22 protein-coding genes are annotated in these 25,930 nt (G+C 72.1%); 8 read left to right on the top strand and 14 right to left on the bottom strand.

The window, feature by feature from the left end; translation table 11 throughout:
• Position 1 precedes the first annotated feature (1 nt).
• Entirely contained in the window at positions 2–520 is a 519-nt protein-coding gene (gene rimP, locus B072_RS0117055) for a ribosome maturation factor RimP (RefSeq protein ID WP_018531169.1), read from the bottom strand.
• 226 nt (positions 521–746) lie between these two features.
• Here rimP and B072_RS0117050 point away from each other — a divergent pair, with 226 nt between their 5' ends.
• From B072_RS0117050 to B072_RS0117040, 3 genes are read left to right on the top strand one after another with little or no spacing between them, the layout of a single operon-like run.
• Positions 747–1,229 (top strand): lipoprotein, encoded by a 483-nt coding sequence (locus tag B072_RS0117050; protein ID WP_043244136.1) that lies wholly within the window; start codon positions 747–749, stop codon positions 1,227–1,229.
• An 8-nt stretch (positions 1,230–1,237) separates the two neighbouring features.
• Positions 1,238–1,714 (top strand): ferritin-like domain-containing protein, encoded by a 477-nt coding sequence (locus tag B072_RS0117045; protein ID WP_018531167.1) that lies wholly within the window; start codon positions 1,238–1,240, stop codon positions 1,712–1,714.
• A gap of 28 nt (positions 1,715–1,742) precedes the next feature.
• A complete protein-coding gene (locus B072_RS0117040; protein WP_018531166.1) occupies positions 1,743–2,645 on the top strand; it encodes an aminoglycoside phosphotransferase family protein in 903 nt (300 codons plus the stop codon).
• 10 nt (positions 2,646–2,655) lie between these two features.
• Here B072_RS0117040 and B072_RS0117035 read toward each other — a convergent pair whose 3' ends face one another.
• The 9 genes from B072_RS0117035 to B072_RS0116995 form a co-directional block, all read right to left on the bottom strand.
• Positions 2,656–3,141, bottom strand: a complete 486-nt coding sequence (locus B072_RS0117035) for a GNAT family N-acetyltransferase (RefSeq protein ID WP_018531165.1) — start codon at positions 3,139–3,141, stop codon at positions 2,656–2,658.
• Between the two features lie 198 nt (positions 3,142–3,339).
• A complete protein-coding gene (locus B072_RS0117030) occupies positions 3,340–5,049 on the bottom strand; it encodes a proline--tRNA ligase (protein WP_018531164.1) in 1,710 nt (569 codons plus the stop codon).
• Positions 5,050–5,120: 71 nt separating this feature from the next.
• Positions 5,121–5,687: a GNAT family N-acetyltransferase gene (locus B072_RS0117025; RefSeq protein WP_018531163.1), complete on the bottom strand. Its 567-nt coding sequence runs from the start codon at positions 5,685–5,687 to the stop codon at positions 5,121–5,123.
• Between the two features lie 43 nt (positions 5,688–5,730).
• Positions 5,731–6,579: a GNAT family N-acetyltransferase gene (locus B072_RS0117020; protein ID WP_018531162.1), complete on the bottom strand. Its 849-nt coding sequence runs from the start codon at positions 6,577–6,579 to the stop codon at positions 5,731–5,733.
• A gap of 460 nt (positions 6,580–7,039) precedes the next feature.
• Entirely contained in the window at positions 7,040–8,197 is a 1,158-nt protein-coding gene (gene ispG, locus B072_RS0117015) for a flavodoxin-dependent (E)-4-hydroxy-3-methylbut-2-enyl-diphosphate synthase (protein WP_026245938.1), read from the bottom strand.
• Between the two features lie 198 nt (positions 8,198–8,395).
• The gene (locus B072_RS0117010) at positions 8,396–9,697 is read right to left on the bottom strand and encodes a M50 family metallopeptidase (protein ID WP_018531160.1); all 1,302 of its coding nucleotides are present in this window, start codon (positions 9,695–9,697) and stop codon (positions 8,396–8,398) included.
• The gene (dxr, locus tag B072_RS0117005; RefSeq protein WP_018531159.1) at positions 9,694–10,962 is read right to left on the bottom strand and encodes a 1-deoxy-D-xylulose-5-phosphate reductoisomerase; all 1,269 of its coding nucleotides are present in this window, start codon (positions 10,960–10,962) and stop codon (positions 9,694–9,696) included. The genes B072_RS0117010 and dxr overlap by 4 nt, the downstream gene beginning before the upstream one ends.
• Positions 10,963–11,050: 88 nt before the next feature.
• Positions 11,051–11,446: a hypothetical protein gene (locus B072_RS0117000; RefSeq protein ID WP_018531158.1), complete on the bottom strand. Its 396-nt coding sequence runs from the start codon at positions 11,444–11,446 to the stop codon at positions 11,051–11,053.
• 150 nt (positions 11,447–11,596) lie between these two features.
• The gene (locus tag B072_RS0116995; protein WP_026245937.1) at positions 11,597–13,537 is read right to left on the bottom strand and encodes an acyl-CoA dehydrogenase family protein; all 1,941 of its coding nucleotides are present in this window, start codon (positions 13,535–13,537) and stop codon (positions 11,597–11,599) included.
• 287 nt (positions 13,538–13,824) lie between these two features.
• On the opposite strand from B072_RS0116995, the gene B072_RS0116990 reads away from it, so the two are divergent.
• The 3 genes from B072_RS0116990 to B072_RS0116980 all read left to right on the top strand — a co-directional run bounded on the left by B072_RS0116990 (position 13,825) and on the right by B072_RS0116980 (position 15,459).
• Complete coding sequence (locus B072_RS0116990; RefSeq protein WP_018531156.1) at positions 13,825–14,229, top strand: hypothetical protein; 405 nt, start codon at positions 13,825–13,827, stop codon at positions 14,227–14,229.
• A 282-nt stretch (positions 14,230–14,511) separates the two neighbouring features.
• Entirely contained in the window at positions 14,512–14,817 is a 306-nt protein-coding gene (locus B072_RS0116985) for a hypothetical protein (RefSeq protein WP_018531155.1), read from the top strand.
• A 222-nt stretch (positions 14,818–15,039) separates the two neighbouring features.
• Entirely contained in the window at positions 15,040–15,459 is a 420-nt protein-coding gene (locus B072_RS0116980; protein WP_018531154.1) for an STAS domain-containing protein, read from the top strand.
• 147 nt (positions 15,460–15,606) lie between these two features.
• Here the strand turns inward: B072_RS0116980 and B072_RS0116975 are convergent, their stop codons facing one another.
• The 3 genes from B072_RS0116975 to B072_RS0116965 all read right to left on the bottom strand — a co-directional run bounded on the left by B072_RS0116975 (position 15,607) and on the right by B072_RS0116965 (position 21,457).
• Positions 15,607–17,052, bottom strand: a complete 1,446-nt coding sequence (locus tag B072_RS0116975; RefSeq protein ID WP_018531153.1) for an aldehyde dehydrogenase family protein — start codon at positions 17,050–17,052, stop codon at positions 15,607–15,609.
• Positions 17,053–17,438: 386 nt separating this feature from the next.
• Positions 17,439–19,127: a PucR family transcriptional regulator gene (locus B072_RS0116970; protein WP_018531152.1), complete on the bottom strand. Its 1,689-nt coding sequence runs from the start codon at positions 19,125–19,127 to the stop codon at positions 17,439–17,441.
• A gap of 176 nt (positions 19,128–19,303) precedes the next feature.
• Positions 19,304–21,457 (bottom strand): hypothetical protein, encoded by a 2,154-nt coding sequence (locus tag B072_RS0116965; RefSeq protein ID WP_018531151.1) that lies wholly within the window; start codon positions 21,455–21,457, stop codon positions 19,304–19,306.
• Between the two features lie 275 nt (positions 21,458–21,732).
• On the opposite strand from B072_RS0116965, the gene gabT reads away from it, so the two are divergent.
• Complete coding sequence (gene gabT / locus B072_RS0116960) at positions 21,733–23,067, top strand: 4-aminobutyrate--2-oxoglutarate transaminase (RefSeq protein ID WP_018531150.1); 1,335 nt, start codon at positions 21,733–21,735, stop codon at positions 23,065–23,067.
• A gap of 423 nt (positions 23,068–23,490) precedes the next feature.
• Positions 23,491–24,066, top strand: coding sequence for a phosphatase PAP2 family protein (locus B072_RS0116955; protein ID WP_026245936.1), 576 nt, complete (start codon positions 23,491–23,493; stop codon positions 24,064–24,066).
• On the opposite strand, the gene B072_RS0116950 is transcribed toward B072_RS0116955, so the two are convergent.
• A complete protein-coding gene (locus B072_RS0116950; RefSeq protein WP_026245935.1) occupies positions 24,020–25,837 on the bottom strand; it encodes a chitinase in 1,818 nt (605 codons plus the stop codon). The genes B072_RS0116955 and B072_RS0116950 overlap by 47 nt on opposite strands.
• Positions 25,838–25,930: the final 93 nt, after the last annotated feature.

The following is a 25,930-nucleotide window of genomic DNA, read 5'->3' as shown; positions in this document are numbered from 1 at the left end:
ACTACGCCTCCTCTACTTCTTGAGCGTCGTTCTTGTTCTTGCGGTTGAACTCGACCTGGACGCGCGCCTTGGCGATGTCCTTGAAGTCGAGCCGGCGGGCGGTGGCCTTGCGGCCCTTCACGCCCGGTACTTCCAGGTCGAGACCCTCGTCGTCGACCCGCAGAATGCGTGCGACCAGCTCGGCTTCCCCCGCTTCCGGGGTGAGCTGGAACCTGACCAGTCGGTCGGTGGCGCGGACGTAGTGGCGGTGCTCGCTCAGCGGGCGCTCGGCCCCCGGCGTTCCGACCTCCAGCTCGTACTCGCCGTCGCCCATGGCGTCCGTCTCGTCGAGCTTCGCCGAGAGCGCGCGGCTCACATCGGCGATCGCGTCCAGGTCAGCGCCTTCGTCGGAATCGACGACGACACGCAGCACACGCTTGCGTCCTACCGAGGCCACCTCGATCTCCTCGAGGTCGAGCCCCTGTGAGCTCACGAGCGGTTCCAGTAGTTCCCGCAGCCTCTCGTTCTGGGTGGTGCTCATCCGGGTGACTCCTCGGCCGCGTGTGCTGTTGTGGTTGCTGACAATCCTTGCGCGTCAGGTCAAAGGGTATCCGGTCCAGGGGGGTGTTGCCGTCCACCGGACGAGGCCCGACTGTACGGTGATCTTCGGTCACGCACCGCCACGCGTCGCCCTTCGCTCTTCGCTCCACTGCTCCTGCTCGTCCCGCCGAATCCTTCCTGCCCCTAGGACGTCCGCTGTGCCGCTCATGTCTCAGGCCCGCCCCGGGCCACGCCGTAGGAGTCTGCTCGTCTCGCTGGCCGGGGCCGCGCTGCTGACCGGATGCTCGGACGGCGGCGACGACGCGGGGGCCGAGGGCGCCCCCTCGGTCTCGCAGGACAAGCGGCTGCGGACCAGGCAGGCGCGGGAGAGCGCGGACCTGCTCGGCCGGTACGACGAGGCGCTCGCCGCGCAGCCGTCCCTCGAAGCGCGACTCGCGCCGCTGCGGGACGAGGTCGAGCGGCATGTGAAGGCGTTCGGCGGGGCGACCAGGCCGAGGAAGTCCGGCACGACTCCCTCCACGCCTCCGGTCGCCGAGAAGGACGTACTGAAGGCGCTGGCGGCCGCCGAGCGGGAGCTGTCGGACCGCCGGATGAAGGCCCTGGTGGAAGCCCCCGCGGAGCTGGCGCGGCTGCTCGCGTCGGTGGCGGCGGCCGGGGCCGGGCACGCGTTTCTGCTGGGTGAGGGGTGAGGGGTTCGATGACGACCGATCAGGATCTGCTGTCCGCCGCGCAGGCGGCGCTGCGGGCCGAGCACGCGGCGGTGTACGGGTACGGGGTGGTCGGCGGCCGCGTCCGTGAGGGCCGCAGGGACGAGGCGAAGGACGCCTACGACGCGCATCGCGCCCGGCGTGACGAGCTCCGCCGCACCGTGCGCGACCTGGGCGGCACCCCCGAGGAGTCCGCGGGGGCGTACGCGCTGCCCTTCCCGGTGCCGGACTCGGCCGCGGCGGCACGGCTCGCGGCCGACATCGAGGACAAGGTCGCCGGGGTCTACTCGGACCTCGTACGGGCCGCGAGCGGTGAGCGGCGCCGGGCCGCGGCGGACGCGCTGCGGGAGGCGGCGGTCCGTGCCGTCAGGTGGCGCGGCGGCAGCGTAGCCTTCCCTGGGCTCACCGAACGGGCCGCGGCGCCCACGGCATCCGCCTCCGGTTCCACGGTGACACCCAGCACGTAAGCAGTCTTTGGAAGGGAATCACGCGCGCATGGCTTTCGAACCGCCGCAGCGGCTGGTGAACGCGCTCGGCGAGGTGCGCGACGACGGGGCGTCCGCGTGGCTCGGCCGGGTGGGCGCGCTGCTCGACGAGGCAGCGGCCCGGCGCGAGGTCTCGGTCGAGCGGGTGCACGTGCCCGGAGGGCGCAGCAGCGTGGTCGCGCACGTGCGCCGCGCGGACGGTGCGCCCGCGGTCCTGAAGCTGGCGCCGGAGCGGTTCCGCCCCGAGGCGGAGCGGGCGGCGCTGACGCACTGGGACGGGTTCGGCGCGGTGCGGCTCCTCGACCCCGGGGTCAACGACGGGGCGCTGCTCCTGGAGCGCCTGCACCCGGAGGTCTCCGTACGGACCCTGCCGGAGGCGAAGGCGCTGCTCGAGGCGGCGGGGACGCTGCGGCGGCTGTGGGTGGAGCCCCCCGCCGGGCGCAACTGCGAGACGGTGCCCGAGCGGACGGGCCGTCAGGCGACGGCGATGCGCTCGACGGTGGACGCCTTTCCCGAGGTGGCGCCGCTGATCGACGCGGCCCTGGAGGCGCGCGAGGAACTGGTGACCTCGCCGCCCGAAATCCGTTTGCTGCACGGCACGTTCCGGCAGTCCAAGGTGCTGTCCGGGGAGCGGACGCCGTGGCTGGCGGTCGGGCCCGACCCGGTGGTGGGCGAGTGCGCCTTCGATCTGGCGCGGCTCGTGCGCGACCGGGTGGAGGACCTGATCGGCTCGCCCTCGGGGCCCGCGATCACCCGGCGCCGGGTGAAGAAGCTCGCCGAGTCGCTGGACGTGGAGCAGGAGCGGCTGCGCGGCTGGACGCTGTTCCGGGCGGTCGAGTCCGGGGCGCGGGCGCTGCGCGTGGGGCGTGAGCGGGACGCCGAGAACCTGCTCGAATTCGCGGGCTGGCTCTGAGAGTCGGGGTTCAGCCCGTCAGGTCGCGTACGTACGTGATGCCGGGCTTGCCGGAGAGTGTCGTCTCCCCCGTGGGGCGGAAGCCGGTGCGGGTGAGGACCGCCTGGGAGGCGTGGTTCGCGCGGGCCGCCGACGCGGTGACGCGGGTCAGGCCGTAGTCGGTGGCGGCCACGGTCAGCAGCCTGCGCACCGCGGCCGTGGCGAGACCCCGGCCGATGGCCGCGCGGGCGAGCCGGAAGCCGAGGTCGGCGCTGCCGTCCTCGACGTCGACCAGGTTGAAGCGGCCGAGGACCGCCCCGTCCTCGTCGACCAGGACGTGCATGTGGACGCCGCCCTCGTCCTGTTCGGCGAGCAGGGCGGCGTGACGGTCCGCGAAGTGCTCGAAGTACGCGTCGCCGCGGTCGGGGATGCTCGCGGCGAAGAACTCCCGGTTCTCCCGCTCGAAGGCGAGGACCGCCGCCGCGTGCTCCGGGCTCAGGCGCTGCAGTTCGGGCATGGCGCCATGATAGTGGTGGGGCCGGTGCGGCGGCGGGTGCGGGCCCGGTGGGGGCTTCTCGCGCAGTTCCCCGCGCCGCTCAGGGGAAGGCTGCGCGCAGCGCATGCCTTCAGGGGCGCGGGGAACTGCGCGACCAGCCCCCACAGGGCCCGGCAGCCGCGAACGGCGCCCGGCCCGGCAGACGGAGGGGCGGACCCGCTAGACCGCGGACGCGGTGAGGCGGGCCACGGCCTCCTCGACCGTGAGCTCCTCGCGCTCGCCGGTGCGGCGGTCCTTCAGCTCGAGGACACGGTCACCGCTGCGGCGGCCGGCGACCAGGATCTTCGGGACGCCGATCAGCTCGGAGTCGGTGAACTTCACGCCGGGCGAGATGCCCGGGCGGTCGTCGACCAGGACGCGGACGCCGGCCTCGGCCAGCAGGTCGGAGACCTCCAGGGCCAGCTCGGTCTGGAGCGCCTTGCCCGCGGCCACGACGTGGACGTCGGCGGGGGCGATCTCCTCGGGCCAGATCAGGCCCTTGTCGTCGGCGTGCTGCTCGGCGAGGGCGGCGACGGCGCGGGAGACGCCGATGCCGTACGAGCCCATGGTCACGCGGACCGGCTTGCCGTTCTGGCCGAGCACGTCGAGCTGGAAGGCGTCGGCGTACTTGCGGCCGAGCTGGAAGATGTGGCCGATCTCGATGGCGCGGTCCAGCTTGAGGCCGGTGCCGCAGCTCGGGCACGGGTCGCCTTCCTGGACGACGACGACGTCGACGTACTCGGAGACCTCGAAGTCACGGCCCGCGACGACGTGCTTCGCGTGGACGCCGTCCTTGTTGGCGCCGGTGATCCACACGGTGCCGGGGGCGACGCGCGGGTCGGCGATGTACTGGACCTTCTCCAGGCCCTGCGGGCCGACGTAGCCACGGACGAGGTCGTCGCGGCCCTCGAAGTCCTCGGCGGTGACCAGCTCGACGGTGGCCGGGGCGAAGTGCGCCTCGACCTTGTCCAGGTCGACCTCGCGGTCGCCGGGAACGCCGACGGCGACGATCTCGCCGTCGACCTTGACGAGGAGGTTCTTCAGGGTGGCCGACGCCGGGACGTTCAGGTACGCGGCGAGCGTCTCGATCGTCGGGGTGTCGGGGGTGGGGATCTCCTCGACGGCCGGGGTGTCCTCGGCGGGGACCGGCTTCAGCGCGAAGGAGACGGCCTCGGTGTTCGCCGCGTAGTCGCAGTTCGGGCAGTCCGCGAAGGTGTCCTCGCCGGCCGCGGCCGGGGCCAGGAACTCCTCCGACTTCGAGCCGCCCATGGCGCCGGCGGTGGCGGCGCAGATGCGGTAGTCGAGGCCCAGACGCTCGAAGACCTTCTGGTACGCGGCGCGGTGCAGCGCGTAGGACCGGGCGAGGCCCTCGTCCTCCAGGTCGAAGGAGTACGAGTCCTTCATCAGGAACTCGCGGCCGCGCAGGATGCCGGCGCGGGGGCGGGCCTCGTCGCGGTACTTCGTCTGGATCTGGTAGAGGATCACGGGCAGGTCCTTGTAGGACGTGCACTGGTCCTTGACCAGGAGGGTGAAGATCTCCTCGTGGGTCGGGCCGAGGAGGTAGTCGCCGCCACGGCGGTCCTGGAGCCGGAACAGCTCGGCGCCGTACTCGGTCCAGCGGTTCGTCGCCTCGTAGGGCTCCTTGGGCAGCAGGGCGGGGAGGGTGACCTCCTGGCCGCCCATGGCGTCCATCTCCTCGCGGACGACACGCTCCACGTTGGCGAGGACCTTCTTGCCGAGCGGCAGCCAGGACCAGACACCGGCGGCGGTGCGGCGCACGAAACCGGCGCGGACGAGGAGCTTGTGGCTGAGCACCTCGGCGTCCGCCGGGTCGTCGCGCAGGGTTTTCACCATCAACCGGGACATGCGCTGGACCTGGGCCTTGGCCATGATTTCTGACTCCTGCTACGAAAGGGTGATGTCAGGAGGTTAGCCGTGCTGCCCGGGTCGCCGGAAATCCGTCAGGGGTTGTACCTGAGCAGCGGCAGCGGGGCGCCCATCACCGCGTACGGCAGCGGGGCGCTGGGGAACAGCACCTGACGGGCCAGGTCGTCGTAGCCGAGGGAGCGGTAGAGGCCGCGTGCGGGGCTGTCGTGGTCGATCGCGGAGAGGATCGAGCGGGGCTGCTGCGCGGTGTCGGTGATCGTCGTGATCAGGGTGCGGCCGATGCCGCGGTTCTGGTACCCGGGGTGGACGTGCAGCTCCGTGATGACGAACGAGTCGTCGAGCCAGTGGGCGGTGCCGCGGGCGCGCAGGTACGGCTCGACGACCGTGGACCACCAATGGGTGCGGTCGTTCGGCATGCCGTAGACGAAGCCGACGAGGCGGCCGGTGTCGGTGGTGGCGCCGAGCGAGCGGGCCCCCGGAAACGTGATGTGTCGCAGGACGATCTGGCGGCGGACGGCGATCTCGTCGTCGCTCAGGCCGAACGCGTGCGCCTGGACTGCGAGGGCCTCGTCCACGCGGGTGCGCAGGTCGAGGGGGCCGATGGTGACGGGGGTGTCGTCCGTGCGGCTGCGGTGCGGCATGCCCGGAGAGTACCCCGCGCCGAGGTGGCGCCCGGGGCTCGCTCTAGAACAGCACGCTCATGAACGCGCCGACCTCTTCGAAGCCGACTCTGCGGTAGGCCGCGCGCGCCGGGGTGTTGAAGTCGTTGACGTAGAGGCTGACGACCGGGGCGACGTCCGCCAGCGCATAGCGGACGACCGCCGCCATGCCGGGGGCCGCGAGGCCCCTGCCCCGGTACTCGGGGGCGACCCAGACGCCCTGGATCTGGCAGGCCTGGTCGGTGGCGGCGCCGATCTCCGCCTTGAAGACGACCTTGCCGTACTCGTCGAGGCGGGCGAACGAGCGCCCGGAGCCGACGAGTTCGGCCACCCGTGCCTGGTAGAGCAGGCCGCCGTCGCCCGCCATCGGGGAGACGCCGACCTCCTCGGTGAACATCGCCACGCACGCCGGCATGATCGTTTCCATCTCGTCCTTGCGGATGCGGCGGACGTACGGGTCGGGCGCGATGTCGGCGGACAGCCGGTCCGTGACCATCAGGGGCTGGTGGGCGCGGACTTCGCGGGCCGGACCCCAGGAGGGTTCGAGCAGGCGCCACAGCTGGGCCGTGGACTCGGCGGGGCCGACGATGGAGGAACAGCGGCGGCCGGCCCGGCGGGCGCGGTCGGCGAAGCCGCGTACGGCTCGCTCGGTGGCGCAGATCGGGACGAGGTTGGCGCCCGCGTAGCAGAGCGACTCCAGCAGGCCGTCCTCGTACCAGCCCCACATCTCGCCGCCGAGCCGCCACGGGTCCAGGCCCGCGACGCGGACGCGGGCCGTCACGAAGGCGTTCGCGACCGGCTCGCGGTCGAGTACGGCGAGCGCGGCGTCGAGGTCACTCGGTTCGAGGACCCGGGTGGTGGTCTGAGTCAACACGTGCGGGGCCTTTTGGCTGGGCTGCTGATCTCCGCACTGTACCTGGCGGTGCTGAGGGTCGCAGGGGGCCTGCCTGCGGCGGCCCTTCGCCTGCTCGTGTGCGGGGTTCTGTGGCTCTGGCGGCTGCGGCCCGGTGGGGGCTGGTCGCGCGGTTCCCCGCGCCCCTGTTCGCATTCCCGTCTGCACGATTGCCTCGTTGCGCGGCTGCCGGCCGGTGGGGCTTCTCGCGCAGGTGCCCGCGCCCCTGGAAGCGAGCTCCGCTCGCCCAGGGGAGGCGCGGCGGAGCCGCTGCCCCAGGGGCGCGGGGAACTGCGCGAGCAACCGCCCACGGCCTTCAGACGCGCGACGAGGGGGACACGGCAGACGCGATGGCGAACCGTCGCAACGAGACACGCGCCCGCCCACCGGGCGGGAACCCGGTGGACGAGCGCGCGAAAAGGGAAAGCGGCCCGAGCTGTGATCAGCCCGCGACGGCCACCGACGGCTCGCCGGAGGCCACGCCGTCCTTCTCCATCTGCTCGGCGATCTTGAGGGCTTCCTCGATGAGGGTCTCCACGATCTTCGACTCGGGGACGGTCTTGATGACCTCGCCCTTGACGAAGATCTGGCCCTTGCCGTTGCCGGAGGCGACACCGAGGTCGGCCTCACGGGCCTCGCCCGGGCCGTTCACGACGCAGCCCATGACGGCGACGCGCAGCGGGACCTCCATGCCGTCGAGGCCCGCCGTGACCTCCTCTGCCAGCTTGTAGACGTCGACCTGGGCGCGGCCGCAGGACGGGCAGGAGACGATCTCCAGGCGGCGGGGCTTGAGGTTCAGCGACTCCAGGATCGAGTTGCCGACCTTGATCTCCTCGACCGGCGGGGCCGACAGGGAGACGCGGATCGTGTCGCCGATGCCCTCGGAGAGCAGCGCGCCGAAGGCGACGGCCGACTTGATCGTGCCCTGGAAGGCGGGGCCGGCCTCGGTGACGCCGAGGTGCAGCGGGTAGTCGCACTTCTCGGCCAGGAGGCGGTACGCGTTGACCATCACGACCGGGTCGTTGTGCTTGACCGAGATCTTGATGTCGCGGAAGCCGTGCTCCTCGAAGAGGGACGCCTCCCACAGGGCCGATTCGACGAGGGCCTCGGGGGTCGCCTTGCCGTACTTCTGGAGCAGGCGGCGGTCCAGGGAGCCCGCGTTCACACCGATGCGGATCGGGGTGCCGTGGTCGTTCGCCGCCTGGGCGATCTCCTTGACCTTGTCGTCGAACTGCTTGATGTTGCCCGGGTTGACCCGGACCGCGGCGCAGCCGGCCTCGATGGCGGCGAAGACGTACTTCGGCTGGAAGTGGATGTCGGCGATCACCGGGATCTGCGACTTCTTCGCGATGACGGGCAGCGCGTCCGCGTCGTCCTGGGTGGGGCAGGCCACCCGCACGATCTGGCAGCCGGACGCGGTCAGCTCGGCGATCTGCTGCAGGGTGGCACCGATGTCGGACGTCCGCGTCGTCGTCATGGACTGCACCGATACCGGGGCGTCGCCGCCGACCGCGACGGTGCCGACCTGGATCTGACGGCTCTTGCGCCGCACCGCGAGCCTCGCCGGAACATCCGGCATTCCGAGAGAGATACCGGTCATCAGTGATGCAACCCCAAGGTCTGAGACAGGGCCCGCCGGCCAGGTGGCGGGCTCGGCCACCGAGGTTACGTCAATGGGTGGGACCGGAGCACACCGAGGATGCGGTATACGACGAAACCACTCCTTGGAGGTCATGGGGCGCGAAAGGGGCGCCCCGGCCGCGTAGGCCGTGGGCGCCCCTGTCGGACGTGCCGCCCGCTAGGTGATCTTCACGGGGTTGACCACGTCCGCCACCAGGACGAGCAGGGTGAAGCAGACGAAGATCCCGGCCACGACGTACGCGACCGGCATCAGCTTCGCCACGTCGAACGGGCCCGGGTCCGGGCGGCGCAGCACCCGCGCCACGTTCCGCCGCAGCGACTCCCACAGGGCGCCCGCGATGTGGCCGCCGTCGAGCGGCAGCAGCGGGAGCATGTTGAACAGGAAGAGGGAGAGGTTGAAGCCCGCGACCAGCATCAGGGCCATCGCCAGCTGCTGGGTCGCCGGGATGTCCATGGTGAAGATCTCGCCGCCGACGCGGGCCGCGCCGACCACGCCCATCGGGGAGTCCTGCTCCCGCGGTCCGTCGCCGAACGCGGCGTCCCACAGGGCCGGGATCTTCGACGGCAGCGCCACGATCGAGTCGACGGCGTCACCGACCCGGTCGGTCATCCAGGACACCGAGTCGCCGAAGTCCTGCCGGACGACGCCGGTGGCGGCGGTGAAGCCGAGGAAGCCGGCGTTGACGTACCCGTCGGTGATCTGGCCGTTGGAGTCCTTCTTCGCCACCTGGTTGGTGGCGATCTTGGCGGTAAGGGTCCGCTGCTCGCCGCCGCGCTCGACGACGATCGGGACGGTCTTGCCCGCGCTCTCGCGGATCTCGTCGGACAGGGTGTTCCACTTGTCCGTCGTGATCCCGTTGAACGAGACGATCTTGTCCTTGGCCTGCAGACCGGCCGCCTTGGCCGGGGACTCCGGGTCGGAGGACTTGCAGTCGTCGCGGTTCGCGCTGGCCTGGATGACGCAGGCGGAGACCGACGAGACGACGTTGGTCTGCTGGGTGACGCCGAACCCCATGAGGACCGTGAGGAACAGGCCGACGGCCAGGATCAGGTTCATGAACGGCCCGGCGAACATGACGATGACGCGCTTCCACGGCTTGCGCGTGTAGAAGAGGCGGGTCTCGTCGCCGGGCTTCAGCTCCTCGAAGGCCGCGGCGCGCGCGTCCTCCACCATCGAGCGGAACGGTGACGTCGAGCGGGCCTCGATCTTGCCGTCCGCGCCGGGCGGGAACATCCCGATCATGCGGATGTAGCCGCCGAGCGGGATCGCCTTGACGCCGTACTCGGTGTCGCCCTTCTTCCGCGACCAGAGGGTGGGGCCGAAGCCCACCATGTACTGCGGCACCCGGATGCCGAAGAGCTTCGCCGTCGACAGGTGGCCCAGCTCGTGCCAGGCGATGGAGACGAGCAGGCCCACCACGAAGATGACTATGCCGAGGATCATCATCAAGGTCGTCATGCACGAGCCTCCACGGCTGCCTGGTCGGTCTTCGTCAGTTCGCGGGCCCGGGCGCGCGCCCAGGTCTCCGCTTCGAGGACGTCCGCGACGGTGAGCGAAGTTCCCGTTTCCGGTGTGCCGTGTTCCTCGACGACCTTCGTCACCGTGTCCATGATCCCGTTGAACGGCAGGGCGCCCTTCAGGAACGCGTCCACGCACTCCTCATTGGCGGCATTGAACACCGCCGGGGCCGTCCCCGCGAGCTCCCCCACGTGCCGGGCGAGCCCCACCGACGGGAACGCGTCGTTGTCGAGCGGGAAGAACTCCCAGCTCGACGCCTTCGTCCAGTCGAAGGCGGGCGCCGCGTCGGGCACTCGCTCGGGCCAGCCGATGCCGATGGCGATCGGGCCCCGCATGTCCGGCGGGGTGGCCTGGGCGAGGGTGGAGCCGTCGGTGAACTCGACCATGGAGTGCACGTAGGACTGCGGGTGGACGACGACCTCGATGCGGTCGAAGGGGATGTCGTAGAGGAGGTGCGCCTCGATGACCTCCAGGCCCTTGTTGACCAGGGTCGCCGAGTTGATCGTGATGACCGGGCCCATCGCCCAGGTCGGGTGGGCGAGGGCGTCCTCGACGGTCACGTGCGCGAGGTCGGCCTTCGTCCGTCCCCGGAACGGGCCGCCGGACGCCGTCACCACCAGCTTGCGGACGTCGGCGCGGGTGCCGGAGGCCAGCGCCTGGAAGAGCGCCGCGTGCTCGGAGTCGACCGGAATGATCTGGCCCGGCTTGGCGATGCCCTTGACCAGCGGGCCGCCGACGATCAGCGACTCCTTGTTGGCGAGGGCGAGGGTGCGGCCCGCTTCGAGTGCGGCGAGCGTCGGGGCCAGGCCGATGGAGCCGGTGATGCCGTTGAGGACGGTGTGGCAGTCGCCGCGTCCGGCGATCTCGGTGGCCGCGTCCGGTCCCGCGAGGATCTCGGGAAGCGGTTCGCCCGGCCCGTACTGGGCGGCGAGCGCCTCGCGCAGCGCCGGTACGACGTCCTCGCGGGCGACGGCGACCGTGCGCACGCCCAGGCGGCGGGCCTGTTCGGCGAGGAGTGCGACCCTGCCGCCCGCGGCGCTGAGGGCCGTGACGCGGAACCGGTCCGGGTTGCGCAGGACCAGGTCGATGGCCTGCGTGCCGATCGAGCCCGTCGAGCCCAGGACGGCGATGTCCCGGGGGTGATCGGCGGGGGCCGGGTCGAAGACGAGGTGCGGATCCGCGAGGGGGGCTGGACTGTCGCTCATCCCCCCATTCTTGCGTGCGGCCGCTGTGAAACCGACAGGGTGTCCCGGCAGTTCGCTGTCAGCGCGTCCCAGCGGGGCTCAGTGGGGCTCAGCGGGTCATCGAGCGGACGTAGTGGGTGAGGTTGGCGGTCACCAGTCCGCGTACGTAGAGCGCCGCTCCGACGACCGAGAGCGGGAGGGAGAGCGCGAGGACGCCGAGGAGGGTGGGCCAGGGGTCGACCGCGCAGGGGTTGCGGAACTCGCCGGCGCCGTCGACGTAGATCTCCTCGAAGAGCGGCGCGTCGCAGTCCGGGTCGTTGCCGAGGATCTTCCACGGCAGGAGGAGGCGCAGGGCGACGTAGGCCCAGAGCAGGCCGGCGACCCAGAGCAGCGCGAGGCCGCGGCCGCGGTGGCGCTGCGTCTCCTCCAGGAAGCGGCGCTCCAGCTCGGCCCGGTACTTCGTCTCGTCGCGCTCCATGGTCGCCCCCGTGTATGTCGTGGCCATGACGGATCCGCCGGACTCTACCGGCGGATCCGCCGGCCCTCCCCGGCGGCCCTCGGCCGAGGTGGCCGGCTCGCCCGTACGTCCATGGCCGGGGAGCGTTCGGCCCCGGGCGCGTTCTGGCGGATCGTTCCGGGGCCCGGGGAGTGAGCGTCAGCGGACGGGCCGGTGCAGGTTCTCCAGCTTCGACGGGCCGGGCGTCGCGTCGGCGATCCACGGACCCTCGCCGCTCGGGTCCACGACGCCCTGCTCCAGCCAGGTGTACGTGCCGCCGAGCACGCCCTCGACGACCTTGCGGTCCAGCTCGTCGGTGTTGGTCCACAGGCGGTCGAAGAGCTCGTCGACGCGGATGCGGGCCTGGCGGCAGAAGACGTCGGCGAGTTGGTACGCCTCGCGGCCGTAGTCCTCGGTGGTGCGCAGGAGTTCGGCGCGCACGCAGGCCGCGCTCATCGCGAACAGCTCGGCGCCGATGTCGACGATCCGGCCGAGGAAGCCCTGCTTGGTCTCCATGCGGCCCTGCCAGCGGGACATGGCGTAGAAGGTGGAGCGGGCGAGTTTGCGGGCCGAGCGCTCCACGTAGCGCAGGTGGCCGGAGAGGTCGCGGTGGCCCTCCGGGTGGAACTCGGCGTAGGAGCGCGGGAGTTGGCCGGGTCCCGCGACCAGTTTCGGCAGCCAGCGTGCGTAGAAGCCGCCCGCCTTCGCGCCCGCTTTCGCCTTGTCGGACAGGGACTTCTCCGGGTCGATCAGATCCCCGGCGACCGACAGGTGGGCGTCGACGGCCTCGCGCGCGATCAGCAGGTGCATGATCTCGGTCGAGCCCTCGAAGATGCGGTTGATGCGCAGGTCGCGCAGGATCTGCTCGGCGGGGACGGCGCGTTCGCCGCGCGCGGCGAGCGAGTCGGCGGTCTCGAAGCCGCGGCCGCCGCGGATCTGGACGAGTTCGTCGGCCATCAGGCAGGCCATCTCGGAGCCGTACAGCTTGGCGAGGGCCGCCTCGATGCGGATGTCGTTGCGGTCCTCGTCCGCCATCTGCGAGGACAGGTCGAGGACGGCTTCGAGGGCGAACGTCGTCGCCGCGATGAAGCTGATCTTCGCGCCGACGGCCTCGTGGAACGCGACCGGCTTGCCCCACTGCTCGCGCGCCGCCGACCACTCGCGGGCGATCTTCAGGCACCACTTGCCCGCGCCGACGCACATGGCGGGCAGCGAGAGGCGGCCGGTGTTCAGGGTGGTCAGCGCGATCTTCAGGCCCGCGCCCTCCGGGCCGATCCGGTGCGCGGCCGGGACCCGCACCTGGTGGAAGCGGGTGACGCCGTTCTCCAGGCCGCGCAGGCCCATGAAGGCGTTGCGGTTCTCCACGGTGACGCCGGGCGAGTCGGCCTCCACGACGAACGCGGTGATGCCGCCCTTGTGGCCCTCGGACTTCGGGACGCGCGCCATGACGACGAGCAGGTCGGCGACGACCCCGTTCGTCGTCCACAGCTTCACGCCGTCGAGGACGTACGCGTCGCCGTCCGGGACCGCCGTCGTGGCGAGGCGCGCCGGGTCGGAGCCGACGTCGGGCTCGGTCAGCAGGAACGCGCTGATGTCGGTACGGGCACAGCGCGGCAGGAACGTGTCCTTCTGCTCCTGCGTCCCGAACAGCTTCAACGGCTGCGGTACGCCGATGGACTGGTGCGCGGAGAGCAGCGCGCCGATCGCCGGGGACGCCGAACCGACCAGCGCGAGCGACTTGTTGTAGTAGACCTGCGTGAGGCCGAGGCCCCCGTACTTCGTGTCGATCTTCATGCCGAACGCGCCGAGCTCCTTGAGCCCGTTGATCGTCTCGTCCGGGATCCGCGCCTCGCGCTCGATGCGGGCCGAGTCGATCTCCGTCTCGCAGAAGTCGCGCAGTTTGGCGAGAAACTCCTCCCCGCGCCGCGCGTCCTCGTCGGCGGGCAGCGGGTGCGGGTGGATCAGGTCGACCCGGAACCGGCCGAGGAAGAGTTCCTTCGCGAAGCTGGGCTTGCGCCAGTCCTGTTCGCGTGCGGCCTCGGCGACCTGCCGGGCCTCCCGTTCGGAGACCTTCGCCTGATGCTGGGGTGTTGCGGACATGAGGTTCACCTCGCCGCGCGTCGGGTCCACCGGCCCGGTCCGTTACCGGCCGGTGCTACTCGATCGTATGTACCCGATTCCGGGCATCCCGGCCAGCCCCCGCGCACGGGGTCGTGCGGTCGGCATATTCAGCGAATATTTATCGGCCCAGATTTATGTCCCGTTTTCCGTGGCGACTCAATGGACTGAATGCGTGAATACAGGTGACCTGTGCGCCGGGTGCCGTGTTTCAGCGGCAAGAGCACTGCAGAATGCAGAAGTCACCCCCTCTGAAATTTGGAGCAGAAATGATCCGGAAGGTTCTGGCCGGCGCCGCGCTCGCGACCGCCGCCACCGCTGCCACCGTGAGCGCCGCGGGCGTCGCCTCCGCCACGACGGGCTCGGGCCCCGAGGCCGAGAACATGACGACGAGCGCGCACGACATGAACCAGGCCGCGCGCGTCGCCTACGGCGAGACGGTCAGCGGCACGGGCACCGGCGCCACGGAGTTCTCCACCAACAACGGTGATGTCGCCATCGCCGGCGACCCGGGTGGCATCGCCAACACCTACGGCGCCCCGTTCGTCGACGTCGACCTGCGCTGCGCCGTCCCGGCAGCCCAGGGCGTCGGCGGCAACGTGCTCGGCGGTCCGGTCACCACCTGCAACAACGCGCCGGTCGACCAGTTCGACGCCCCCGAGCGCATTCTCTGACCTCTGGTCAGGGACCCTTCCGGGCCGCACGCCCGAGCCGAGCCCTTCCGGCCGCGTCTCCTCCTTGCACGGCCGGAAGGGCTCTCTCTTTTCCCTTTCTCCATTTACGCATTCGCGTGAATATGTGGATTTTCCTGAGAATGAATACGCCATATTGCGGTGCGTAATTGATCTGAATGAATGAAGCCCGGTGACCTTTGCCCGGATTTCCGGTTCTCTCCGGGTGACGGCCGCATATGCGACCGTCCTCCTCACGCTCATTCCCTCTCAATTGGAGCAGAGATGATCCGCAAAGTTCTGACCGGTGTCGCGCTCGCCGCGGCGGCCACCGCCGCGACCCTCGGCGCTTCCGGCGTGGCGGCCGCGGACGGCGGCGCCCAGGAGTTCGCCACCAACAACGGCGACGTGGCCATCGGCGGCGACCCGGGCGGCATCCTCAACAGTTACGGCGCCTCGTTCGTCAACGTCGACCTGCGCTGCGCCGTCCCCGCGCCCCAGGGCGTCGGCGGCAACGTGCTCGGCGGCCCCGTGGCGGCCTGCACCAACGAGCCGGTCGACCAGTTCGACGCGCAGGAGCGCATCGTCTGACGCTCGACCGACACGCCCTCTTCTTCGTACCGGGGTTCTGAACCGAGGCCCTCCCTGCCGATCGCGCCCGAGCGCGATCGCGGGGAGGGCCTTGTCGTGCCGGGCGGGGGTCCCCCGGGCGGGTGGCGGCGTTCGCCCGTGCCGGGCATCGGGCGGTGCCCGGCGGGTGAACCGCGAGCGCGCCCCACATCCTCGCCCCGCCCGATCGGCGTTGATGAGGACGTGACTACCGCGACGACCCACCCGATACTGCCCCTCGCCGCCACGACCGGCGCGCCCCCTCCCCCGCCCGCGGCGGCCCCGTCACCGGCGGCGGAGCCGGGCCCGGACCCCGCGCCCGGCGACATACTCATCCGTTCCGTCGCCACCCCTGACCCGCACACCCTGCGCATCACCCTGGCAGGCGAGGCGGACCACCATTCGTCGGCCCCGCTGCGGGTGATGCTGGCCGCGGCCGCGGACCACGGATTCACCCGCCTGCACCTCGTCACCGCGGCGGTCACCTTCGCCGACTCGGGCCTGCTGCACGCGCTGCGGCCGTGGCCCCGCCAGGGACGCCGACTGCTGATGCACGGCATGTCGCCCGCCGTCGCCCGGCTCCTGCAGACCTTCGCCCTCGCCCGTCTGGGAACGCGGCCGTGACCCGAGGCTCGTAGGACCTGAGAGCCCGAGGAACGCGTCCGCGACGAGCCGGCGGGAAACGAGACGGCCGGAGCCCCCGCACAGTGGGCTCCGGCCGTCGTGTGTCCGGCGCGCGGGACAGGCGCGCGCCGGGTTCTCGCGGGTCGGCTACAGGGCGAGGCCGGTCAGGACCAGGACCCGCTCGTAGGTGTAGTCGTCCATCGCGTAGCGCACGCCCTCACGGCCGACGCCGGACTGCTTGGCGCCGCCGTACGGCATCTGGTCGGCGCGGTAGGACGGCACGTCGCCGACGACGACGCCGCCGACCTCGAGCGCGCGGTGGGCGCGGAAGGCGGTCTGCAGGTCGTGCGTGAAGACGCCCGCCTGGAGGCCGTACTTGGAGTCGTTGACGGCCGCGAACGCCTCGGCCTCGCCGTCCACCTTCTTCACCGTCAGGACCGGGCCGAAGACCTCCTCGCAGGAGATCGTGACGTCGGCCGGTACGTCGGCGAGGACGGTCGGCGCGTACGTGGCACCGTCCCGCTTGCCACCGGCGAGGAGGGAGGCGCCGGCGTAGACGGCCTCGGTCACCCACGCCTCTACGCGCCGGGCGGCGTCCTCGCTGACCAGCGGGCCCACGTCGGTGGCGTCGTCGGCCGGGTCGCCGGTGACCTGCGCCTCGACGGCGGCGACGATCTTCGGGAGCAGCCGGTCGTAGACGGCGGCGTCGGCGATGACGCGCTGCACCGAGATGCAGGACTGGCCGCCCTGGTAGTTGGAGAAGGTCGCGATGCGGGACGCGGCCCAGTCCAGGTCCTTCTCGGAGGCGTAGTCGGCGAGGACGACGGCCGCGCCGTTGCCGCCGAGCTCCAGGGTGCAGTGCTTGCGCGGGACGCTGTCCATGATCGCGTAGCCGACCGGGCCCGAGCCGGTGAACGAGATGACCGGGAGCCGCTCGTCCTGGACCAGGGCGGGCATCTTGTCGTTCGGGACGGTGAGGACCGACCACGAACCCGCGGGGAGGTCCGTCTCGGCGAGCAGCTCGCCCAGGATCAGGGAGGAGATCGGGGTCGCGGGCGCCGGCTTGAGGATGATCGGGGCGCCGACCGCGATGGCCGGAGCGACCTTGTGGGCGCTCAGGTTCAGCGGGAAGTTGAACGGCGCGATGCCGAGGACGACGCCCTTGGGGATGCGGCGGGTCAGGGCGAGGCGGCCCTGGCCGCCGGCGTCGGTGTCGAGGCGCTGGGCGTCACCGCTGTTCCAGCGGCGGGCCTCCTCGGCGGCGAACCGGAACACGGAGACCGCGCGGCCGACCTCGCCTCGGGCCCACTTGATCGGCTTGCCGTTCTCGGCGGAGATCAGCTGGGCGATCTCCTCGGTGCGCTCGGTGAGGCGGTCGGCGACGTGGTTCAGGGCCTTGGCGCGGACGTGCGCCGGGGTCGCGGCGAACTCGTCGACCACGGCGTGGGCGGCGGCGACGGCCTCCTCGACCTGGGCCTCGGTCGGCACGGCGACGGTGCCGACGAGGCGGCCGTCGTAGGAGTTGTGGACGTCGAAGGTGTCGTCCCCGGTGGCCTGGCGGCCGGCGAGCCAGAAGGCGTGGGTGGCGGTCATGTGTCTTCTACCGGCCTCTCCGTGTTCGTGGGCTTGTGCGAGGTCCACGTTAGGTGGGTGCCGGGCGATTTCATTCGGCCGTGCTGGAGTGTTCGGGCCGCCTTGTTGTCCGGTTCGGAGTGGCGTTTGCGAGGTTCCCGATTCGTCGCCGGGTGCGGGTGCGTGGGTGGCTGGTCGCGCAGTTCCCCGCNCCCCTGAGAGCGAGCTCCACTCACTTCAGGGGAAGCTGCGCGCAGCGCACGCTTCAGGGGCGCGGGGAACTGCGCGAGAAGCCCCACCGGCCGTCACCCGGCAACGAGACGCCCCTGAGGCATGCGCTCCGCGCAGCCAGCCGCGACGCAAGCCGCGGACGCCCACCACCGCGCCCCGCAACGGCGCGGCAGCGCCTACGCCCCGGTCGCCTTCAACGCCAGCCACAGCTCCATCCGCACATCCGGATCGTCCAGCGACCGCCCCAGGATCTCCTCGACCCGACGCATCCGGTACCGCAACGTGTGCCGGTGAACCCCGAGATCCGCCGCGGCGGCGTCCCACTGACCGTGCCGCGACAACCACGCCCGCAGCGAGGCGACCAGGTCACCCCGGCCCGTCGCGTCATGGTCGCGCAGCGCCCGCAGCAGCCCGTCCGCGAACGCCCGCACCGCGTCGTCCCCGAGCAGCGGCAGCACCGAACCGGCGACGACGTCCTCGTGCTCGACCAGGATCCGCCCGCGCCGGCGCGCGACCGACAGTGCCTGCTCGGCCTGCTTGAACGCGGTGGCCGCCGCGATCGGCCCGGACGGCGCGGAGAGCCCGACGACCAGCTCCTCCCCGGAGCCGGAGCCGGAGCCGGAACCGGAGCCGGAGCCGGACCCCGACCCGGACCCGCCCGCCCGCGTCGCCTCCAGCGCCTCCGCGTACTGCGCGCACGCCTCCGCGGCCGCACCCCCGTCGACCACGAGCAGCACCACCCGCTCCCCGTCCGGCACGACGAGCACGGCCTCGCCCGAGCGTGCCGCGGCGGACTCGGCGACGTCGACCAGGACCGAGACGGGGTCGCCGGCCGAGCCGCCCGCCCCGGTCACCGCCTCGGCGAGCAGCAACGCGGTCCCGGTCACCGGGCCCCCGGTGGACGCGACCCCGCTCGGCGGCGCCGCCACGGCCTCCGCGAGCACCATCCGGAACGGCGCGTCGAGCAGCGCCCCGTACAGATCACCGGCGACGGCCCGGGCATGGTCCGGCTCCCCCGCGAGGAGCATCCGCAGCACCGCGGCGCCGATCCGCTGCTCGGCCGCGTACAGGGCCCGCGAGCGTTCGGTCGTCAGGGTCAGCAGCGCGATGGCGGAGTGCAGGGCGTAGCGCTCGGCGGTGCCGAGGGCCGCCGCGGTGCCGACCGCGAGCGCCGCCCGCGGTCTGCGTCCCGTACCGATCGAGTGCAGTTCCACCCGGTCGTCGGCGCCGCCCGCGACGACGGCGCTGGCGGGCGCGGGCCGGTCCCGCAGCCGCTCCACGTCGGCGGTGAGGCGGGCCGCCCGGCGCCCGGCCCAATCCGGCGCGGTGGCGACGACTGCGCCCGAGGCGTCGTACAGCGCGGCCCACCCGTCGACCTGCGCGGCGAGCACGGAGAGGAGTCCTTCGGGGCCCTCGCCGAGCGCCTGCTTGGTCAGTTCGCGCTGCGCGGCGAAGCCGGAGGTCACGGCGCGGTACTGGTCGGCGGCGATGGCGGCGGACACCGCCTTGCTGATGGCGATGAAGGGGGTGCGCGGCGGCACCTCCACCAGCGGCAGCCCCTCGTCCTGCGCCGCCTTCACGAGTGCTTCCGGTACGGCGTCGTAGTTGACGCCGACCGCGAAGCCGAGCCCGACGACACCCGCGCCGACGAGCCGCTTCACGTACCGCCGCATGGCGTCGGGGTCCTCGGCGTCCAGCTTCAGGGCGGTGATGAGCAGCAGCTCGCCACCCTCCATGTACGGAACCGGATCGGCGAGTTCGCTCACGTGCGCCCAGCGGACGGGGGTGTCCAGGTGTGCCTCGCCCGCGCGCACGGTGAGTTTGAGCGCCGAGTGGTGGACGAGCGAGGCGAGCGTGGGCGGCATGACGGCCTTCGGTTGATTCTCGGGTACGGCTGAGGCGGTACGAGCGGGGTGGTACGAGTGGGGCACGGTTGTGAAGCTTTTGGACGCTCCGTATGAACGCCCCGTGCCGATTCTGCCTCACCGTACGTACTGCCGGGGCCGCGCCCCACGATCCTCAGCCAACCGTCGGGCCCGTCTCAGCCCCGCAGGTCCACGAGCAGCGGAGGAGCGTGTTCCCCCCGCACCGTCGTGAGGGAGAGCACGGCGTGGCCGGGCGGGACGGCGTGCGCGAGGTCGGAGGCGGACCAGCGTTCGCGCTCGACCTGGCGCACGGTGACGGCGCGGGCGGTCGGCGCCCGGCCGGTGATCACCCGGCGCACCGCGTGCAGCGCCTTGCCCGCCGGGGTCTCGGCGATGATCTGCCGGTCGGTGACGTCCCGGGCCTCGGTCCACTCCTTGCCCCAGACCTCGGCGAAGTCCTGGCCGTCCCAGGGCGTCAGCCCGGACAGTGCCATGCGGCAGCCGACCGAGCCGAGCAGCGGGGAGCGCAGTGGGCGGGGTACGTCGTCGAGGGTGCGCAGGGTCAGCACGGCCCCGGCGTTCGCCGAACGCAGCCGCTGGACGGCGCGGACGGCCTGGGGCGTCACGACTCCGGTGGCGTCGTCGAGGACGAGGCAGGCGAACAGGGACCGGTCCTCGCGCACCGCGACGCTCGCCGTGAACTGGGCGAGGACGAGCCGGGCCAGGATCCGGGAGGCGTCGGCATGCCCGCGCTCCGGCAGGTCGATCCGGACCCGGACGGGGTGGTCGAGCGCTCTCAGCGAGAACGGCCGGGTCCGGCCCGACGTGTCGAAGAACGACGCGAAGGCGGGCCGGTCGAGCAGCGCGATCCGGTCGGCGAGCACCGTGCCCACGTCGCCCGGGTGCCCCAACTGCCGCTCGCGGGCGTCGAGTTCGCGCAGCATCGCGTCGTGCCCGGCCTCGGTGAGCGCCTTGCGCAGCGCGCCGAGGGCGGTGGGTGTCCCGTCGAGCAGCTGCCGCAGCTCGGGGACGGAGGGGAAGCGGGCGTGCACCGCGTGGTACGGGCCCAGGAGCTGGGCCAGGACCGTCGTCGAGCGGCGGCTGTCGCCGCTCGGGTGCGGGTCGGCGAGGTCGCCGACGAGGGCTTCGGCGAGCACGGCCGCGGCCTCGTCCGGGTCCGTGCTGCCGCCGTAGAGGTCGAGGTCGTAGACGGAGTCGGCCTGCCCGACGCCGACCACGACGTCGTACGCGTCCTGCGAGCCGAGCCCGGCACCGGCCGCCCCGACGACGACCACGGCGGCCCGCCCGGCGAGCGCGCCGAGGCACAGCGACTCGGCGAGCGGCCAGACGACGGCGCTGGTCTTGCCGGCGCCGGGCGGCCCGACCGCGAGCAGGGACGTGCCGAGCAGATCGGGGCCGATGCCGAGCCCGACGCCGCGGTACGCGTACGGATTGCGCTCGTCGTCGGCGGCCGCGCCGAGCCTGACCTGCGCGGTGCCCAGGTCGTGGCGGGCCGCGCGGGACGGCAGGTCACGGATGCCGGAGGGGTGCGGGCAGGCGGCGGCGCCGTCCTTGACGACGGCGGCGGAGAACGCGGCGAGCGAGTGCCGACCGCGCTTCACGCCCTGCCAGGCGCGGGCGATGCGGGCGTGGTCGACGTCGCGCATCAGGCCCGCGCGGGCGTCGGCCCCGAGCCGGTCGGCGGCCTCGGCGGCGCCGGCCTCGCGCAGCGTGGGCCACTGCACGGGGTCGGTCTCGGGCGCGACGGGCCGGGCGGCCTGCACCGGGGCCGCGGCCTTGCGCCACGCCGGATAGCCGAAGCGCCGCCAGATCTCGCCCCAGCGGCCGAGCCGCCCGACGCCGACCATGATCCCGACGGCGAACACGCCGTAGTAGAGGTAGACGACGACCACGGACATGAAGGAGTGCGGGGACGCCCAGGAGTCCGGGACCATCGCGTACAGCGGGAGCAGCCACCAGCCGCCCAGGTAGCCGTTCCACAGCAGCGACCACACCAGCCAGCCGACCAGGAACGCGATGACGGCGCCGCTCAGCAGCTGGCGGGTCGGCGTCACCTCCGGCTCCACGTCGGGGCGGGGCCGGTGCCCGAACCGCCACACGCCCGGCGCGGCGGCCGGCCGCGGCGTGCGCAGCCAGGCCAGGAACTCCGAACCCGCCGCGCCTTCGTCGCGCACGCCGGGCGCGTGCGCGGGCCGGGGCGGCGGCGTGACCGGGCGGGCCGGGTGTGGCACGGCGGCGCCGGCGGCGCGCTCCCGCTCCGCCGCGGAGCCGTGCGTGCCGCCCGTGCCCTGCGTGCCGTCGGTGTCCATGACCCTTGCCCCCTGCTCAGCCCGCGCTTTTCTGCGAATCGGCCTCAATGTAGTGCCCGTACCTAGGGAGTTCACCGTTTACGCGCCCCGTTACGCGTACCTTCCGCCGGTACGCGACTCCGTACGTACATGTCCACGGCGGACAACGACTCGCGCGAACCCCACCCCGATGGAGCATGACCACGTCCCCGGACCGCACCTAACCTGCGAGGAAACCCCCCGTACGAACCCGGTGAAACCGCTAGCCGGACCGGAACCAGAACCAGGAGCCCCGCATGAGCGACATCCCGCAGGAGCGCCGCGTCGTCACCGCCATCCCCGGCCCGAAGTCGCAGGAGCTGCAGAAGCGCCGCCTCGCCGCCGTCGCCGCGGGCGTGGGCTCCACGCTGCCGGTCTTCACCGCCCGCGTGGACCGCGGCATCATCGAGGACGTCGACGGCAACCGTCTGATCGACTTCGGCTCCGGCATCGCCGTCACGTCGGTCGGCGCCTCCGCCGAGGCCGTCGTGCGCCGCGCCTCGGCCCAGCTGCAGGAGTTCACGCACACCTGCTTCATGGTCACGCCGTACGAGGGTTACGTGGAGGTCGCCGAGGCGCTCGCCGAGCTGACCCCGGGCGACCACGCCAAGAAGTCGGCCCTCTTCAACTCCGGCGCCGAGGCCGTGGAGAACGCGGTCAAGATCGCCCGTGCGTACACCAAGCGCCAGGCGGTCATCGTCTTCGACCACGGCTACCACGGCCGTACGAACCTGACGATGGCTCTGACAGCCAAGAACATGCCGTACAAGAACGGCTTCGGCCCGTTCGCGCCCGAGGTCTACCGCGTCCCGGTGGCCTACGGCTACCGCTGGCCGACCGGCCCGGAGAACGCCGGCCCGGAGGCCGCCGCCCAGGCGATCGACCAGATCACCAAGCAGGTCGGCGCGGACAACGTCGCCGCGATCATCATCGAGCCGGTGCTCGGCGAGGGCGGCTTCATCGAGCCGGCCAAGGGCTTCCTCCCGGCGGTGCGCCAGTTCGCCGCCGACAACGGCATCGTCTTCGTCGCGGACGAGATCCAGTCCGGCTTCTGCCGCACCGGCCAGTGGTTCGCGTGCGAGGACGAGGGCATCGTCCCGGACCTGATCACGACCGCCAAGGGCATCGCGGGCGGCCTTCCGCTCGCCGCGGTGACCGGCAAGGCGGAGATCATGGACGCCGCGCACGCGGGCGGCCTCGGCGGCACCTACGGCGGCAACCCGGTGGCCTGCGCCGGTGCGCTCGGCGCCATCGAGACGATGAAGGAGCTCGACCTCAACGCCAAGGCGAAGGAGATCGAGCGGACGATGAAGGCGCGCCTGGGCGCCATGCAGGAGAAGTTCCCGGCCATCGGCGAGATCCGTGGCCGCGGCGCGATGATCGCCATCGAGCTGGTCAAGGACCCGGCGACCAAGGAGCCGAACCCGGAGGCCGCCGCGGCGCTCGCCAAGGCCTGCCACGCCGAGGGCCTGCTCGTCCTCACCTGTGGCACCTACGGCAACGTGCTGCGCTTCCTGCCCCCGCTGGTCATCGGCCAGGATCTGCTCAACGAGGGCCTCGACATCATCGAGAACGCTTTCGCGGCTCTCTGACCGCTCTGGGAAACTGGCGTCACAGGGCCCGTCCGGCCACGGTTGAAGCGGTAACCATTCCGCTGACCTGCGGTGACGGTCGGGCCGTGTGAAGAAGGTGTGGGGGCCCGATGGCAGCTTGCCGAACCGGCTGTCGCACCCCCAGCCCCTGACGTACGGTTCCTGCAGATGAGAGAAACACCCCGCCCACAGGGGACTGTGGGCGAACCCGGGTCGGAGCCTCCCCAGCCCCGCCCTGGTCGTGCCCTCGCGCACACACCCGGAGCTTCCGGCTCCGGAACTCCTCACCGATCGGACGGTCGCCCGCCCCAAACCCCCCGGGGCGCGCGGCACCCCGATCAGTTCGGGCGCCTCGGAGCTACCCCCCCTGCTCCGGGGCGCCCGGCCACTTTTTCGGCCCTTCTCGCGGCCCTCCTCTTCGCGGTGCTGACCTGGCAGGTGGCCACGGTCGGCCCCCTCCTCGGCCCCGACGAACGCCTCGGCGACGCGATCCGCACCGGCGGCATCCCCTCCGGCCCGGCCGAGTTCTTCGCGGACCTCGGCAATCTCCAGGTCGCGCTGCCGGTCCTGGCCGCCGTCCTCGCGTACGTCACGTACCGCACCCGGCACTGGCTCCCGGCGACCGTCGCGGTCCTCACCATGGCCCTGGTCCCGGTCCTGGTCGGCCCCCTCCAGTCCCTGCTGGCCCGCCCCGGCCCGCCGCCGATGGCCCCGGAGACGGGCTTCTACCCGTCGGGGCACGCGGCGACGGCGGCGGTCGCGTACGGGCTGTGCGCGCTCCTGCTCCACCGCCGCGAACCGGCCTACGGCTGCGTCGTGTTGAACGCGGCCGTAGGCCTGGGGCTCGTCCGGCAGGGCTATCACTGGCCGGTCGACGTGGTGGGGAGCTGGTGCCTGAGCGCGGTACTCCTGTACGTCGCGGCGTACGCGCTCAGCCGTGGGGCGGGCGGGGTCAGCCGAAGTACGCGTCGAAGTTCTTCTGGAACTCCCAGTTGTTGAACCGGTCCCAGTTCACCGACCACGTCATCAGGCCGCGCAGCGCGGGCCAGGTGCCGTGGGTGGCGTACGAGCCGCAGTCGGTCTTCTTGGTGAGGCAGTTCAGGGCCTTGTTCGTCTCGGCCGGGGACACGTAGCCGTTGCCCGCGTTCGTGGAGGCCGGCATACCGATCGCGACCTGGTCGGGGCGCAGCGGCGGGAAGACGTTGCCCGCGTCACCCGCGACCGGGAAGCCCGTCAGGAGCATGTCGGTCATCGCGATGTGGAAGTCGGCGCCGCCCATGGAGTGGTACTGGTTGTCGAGGCCCACGATCGGGCCCGAGTTGTAGTCCTGGACGTGCAGGAGGCTCAGGTCGTCGCGCATGGCGTAGATCACCGGGAGGTACGCGCCGCAGCGCGGGTCCTGGCCGCCCCACTTGCCGCTTCCGTAGAACTGGTAGCCGTTCTGGACGAAGAAGGTCTCCGGGGCCATCGTCAGGACGAACGTGTCGCCGTACTTGGCCTTGAGGGTCTTCAGCGCCGAGATCAGGTTCACGATTCCCGGCGTGGTCGGGTTCTTGAAGTCCGTGTCGCCCGTGTTCAGGGACAGGGAGTGGCCCTCGAAGTCGATGTCGAGGCCGTCGAGGCCGTAGGTGTCGATGATCTTGGAGACGGACGAGACGAAGGTGTCGCGGGCCGCCGTGGTGGTGAGCTGGACCTGGCCGTTCTGGCCGCCGATCGAGATCAGGACCTTCTTGCCCGCCGCCTGCTTGGCCTTGATCGCCGCCTTGAAGTCGGCGTCCGACTCGACGTTCGGGCACTCGGTGACCGGGCAGCGGTTGAAGCGGATGTCGCCGGAGGTGGTGGAGGTGGGTTCGCCGAAGGCGAGGTCGATGACGTCCCAGCTGTCGGGGACGTCGGCGAGGCGGGTGTAGCCGGAGCCGTTGGCGAAGCTCGCGTGCAGGTAGCCGACCAGGGCGTGGGCGGGGAGGTCGGCGGAGCCGCCGCCTCCTCCGGTGCCCTGGCCCGTCGTCGCCGTCACCGCCGTCGACTTCGCCGACTCACCGGCGTCGTTGAGCGCGGCGACCTGGAGGCTGTACGCCGTGGCGGGCGTGAGGCCGGTGAGGGTGGTCGACGTGCCGGTCACGGTGCGGGACTTGGTGCCGTTGACGTAGACCGCGTAGCTCGTCGCGCCGGGGACCGCCGGCCAGGAGAGGGCGATGCTGGTGGCGGTGACGGTGCCCGCCGTCACGGTCGCGGGGGCCGCCGGGGGGACGGGGGCCTCGGTGCCGGGGCCGAGGAGGGAGAGGTCGTCGGCGGTGTAGGCCGGGGTGCCGTACCAGCCGTGGGTGTAGAGCGTGACCTTGGTGGTGGAGGGGCCGGTCTTGAACGTCGTCGTCAACTTCTGCCAGTCCGGGGCCGACTGGGTCCACGTCGAGACGTCCGTGGTGCCGGTGCCGCTCGCGCCCAGGTAGACGTAGGAACCGCGGACGTAGCCGGAGAGGGTGTACGTGGAGTCCGGCTTGACCGTCACCGTCTGCGCGCACTGGGCGTTGTCGGACGCGGTCGGAGTCGCCTGGAGGGCCGAAGTCCCGCTGTGCGTGGGCGAGTTGACCGTCTTCCCGGTGCCCGCCGAGCATGTCCAGCCGTCCAGGCCCGACTCGAAGCCGCCGTTGCGGGCCAGGTCGGTGTCGGCGGCGTGGGCGGGGGCGGACACCGCCGCGAGGCCGGCGGCGGCCAGCGCCGCCGCCGTCATGGCGGTCAGAAGTCTGCGGGGTGGTCTGGTACGGGCCATGACTGCCTCCGGGCGTGGCGGGGGAAGGGGGCGCGAATCGGTGGAGCGCGCCCAACTTGGTCCAGACCAATTGAGTTGTCAAGGGTTCAGCCT

Source organism: Streptomyces sp. HmicA12 (assembly GCF_000373565.1).
GTDB lineage: Bacteria > Actinomycetota > Actinomycetes > Streptomycetales > Streptomycetaceae > Streptomyces.
The sequence above is the reverse complement of the archived record's forward strand: the minus strand, read 5'-3'. Positions and strand labels throughout refer to the sequence as shown.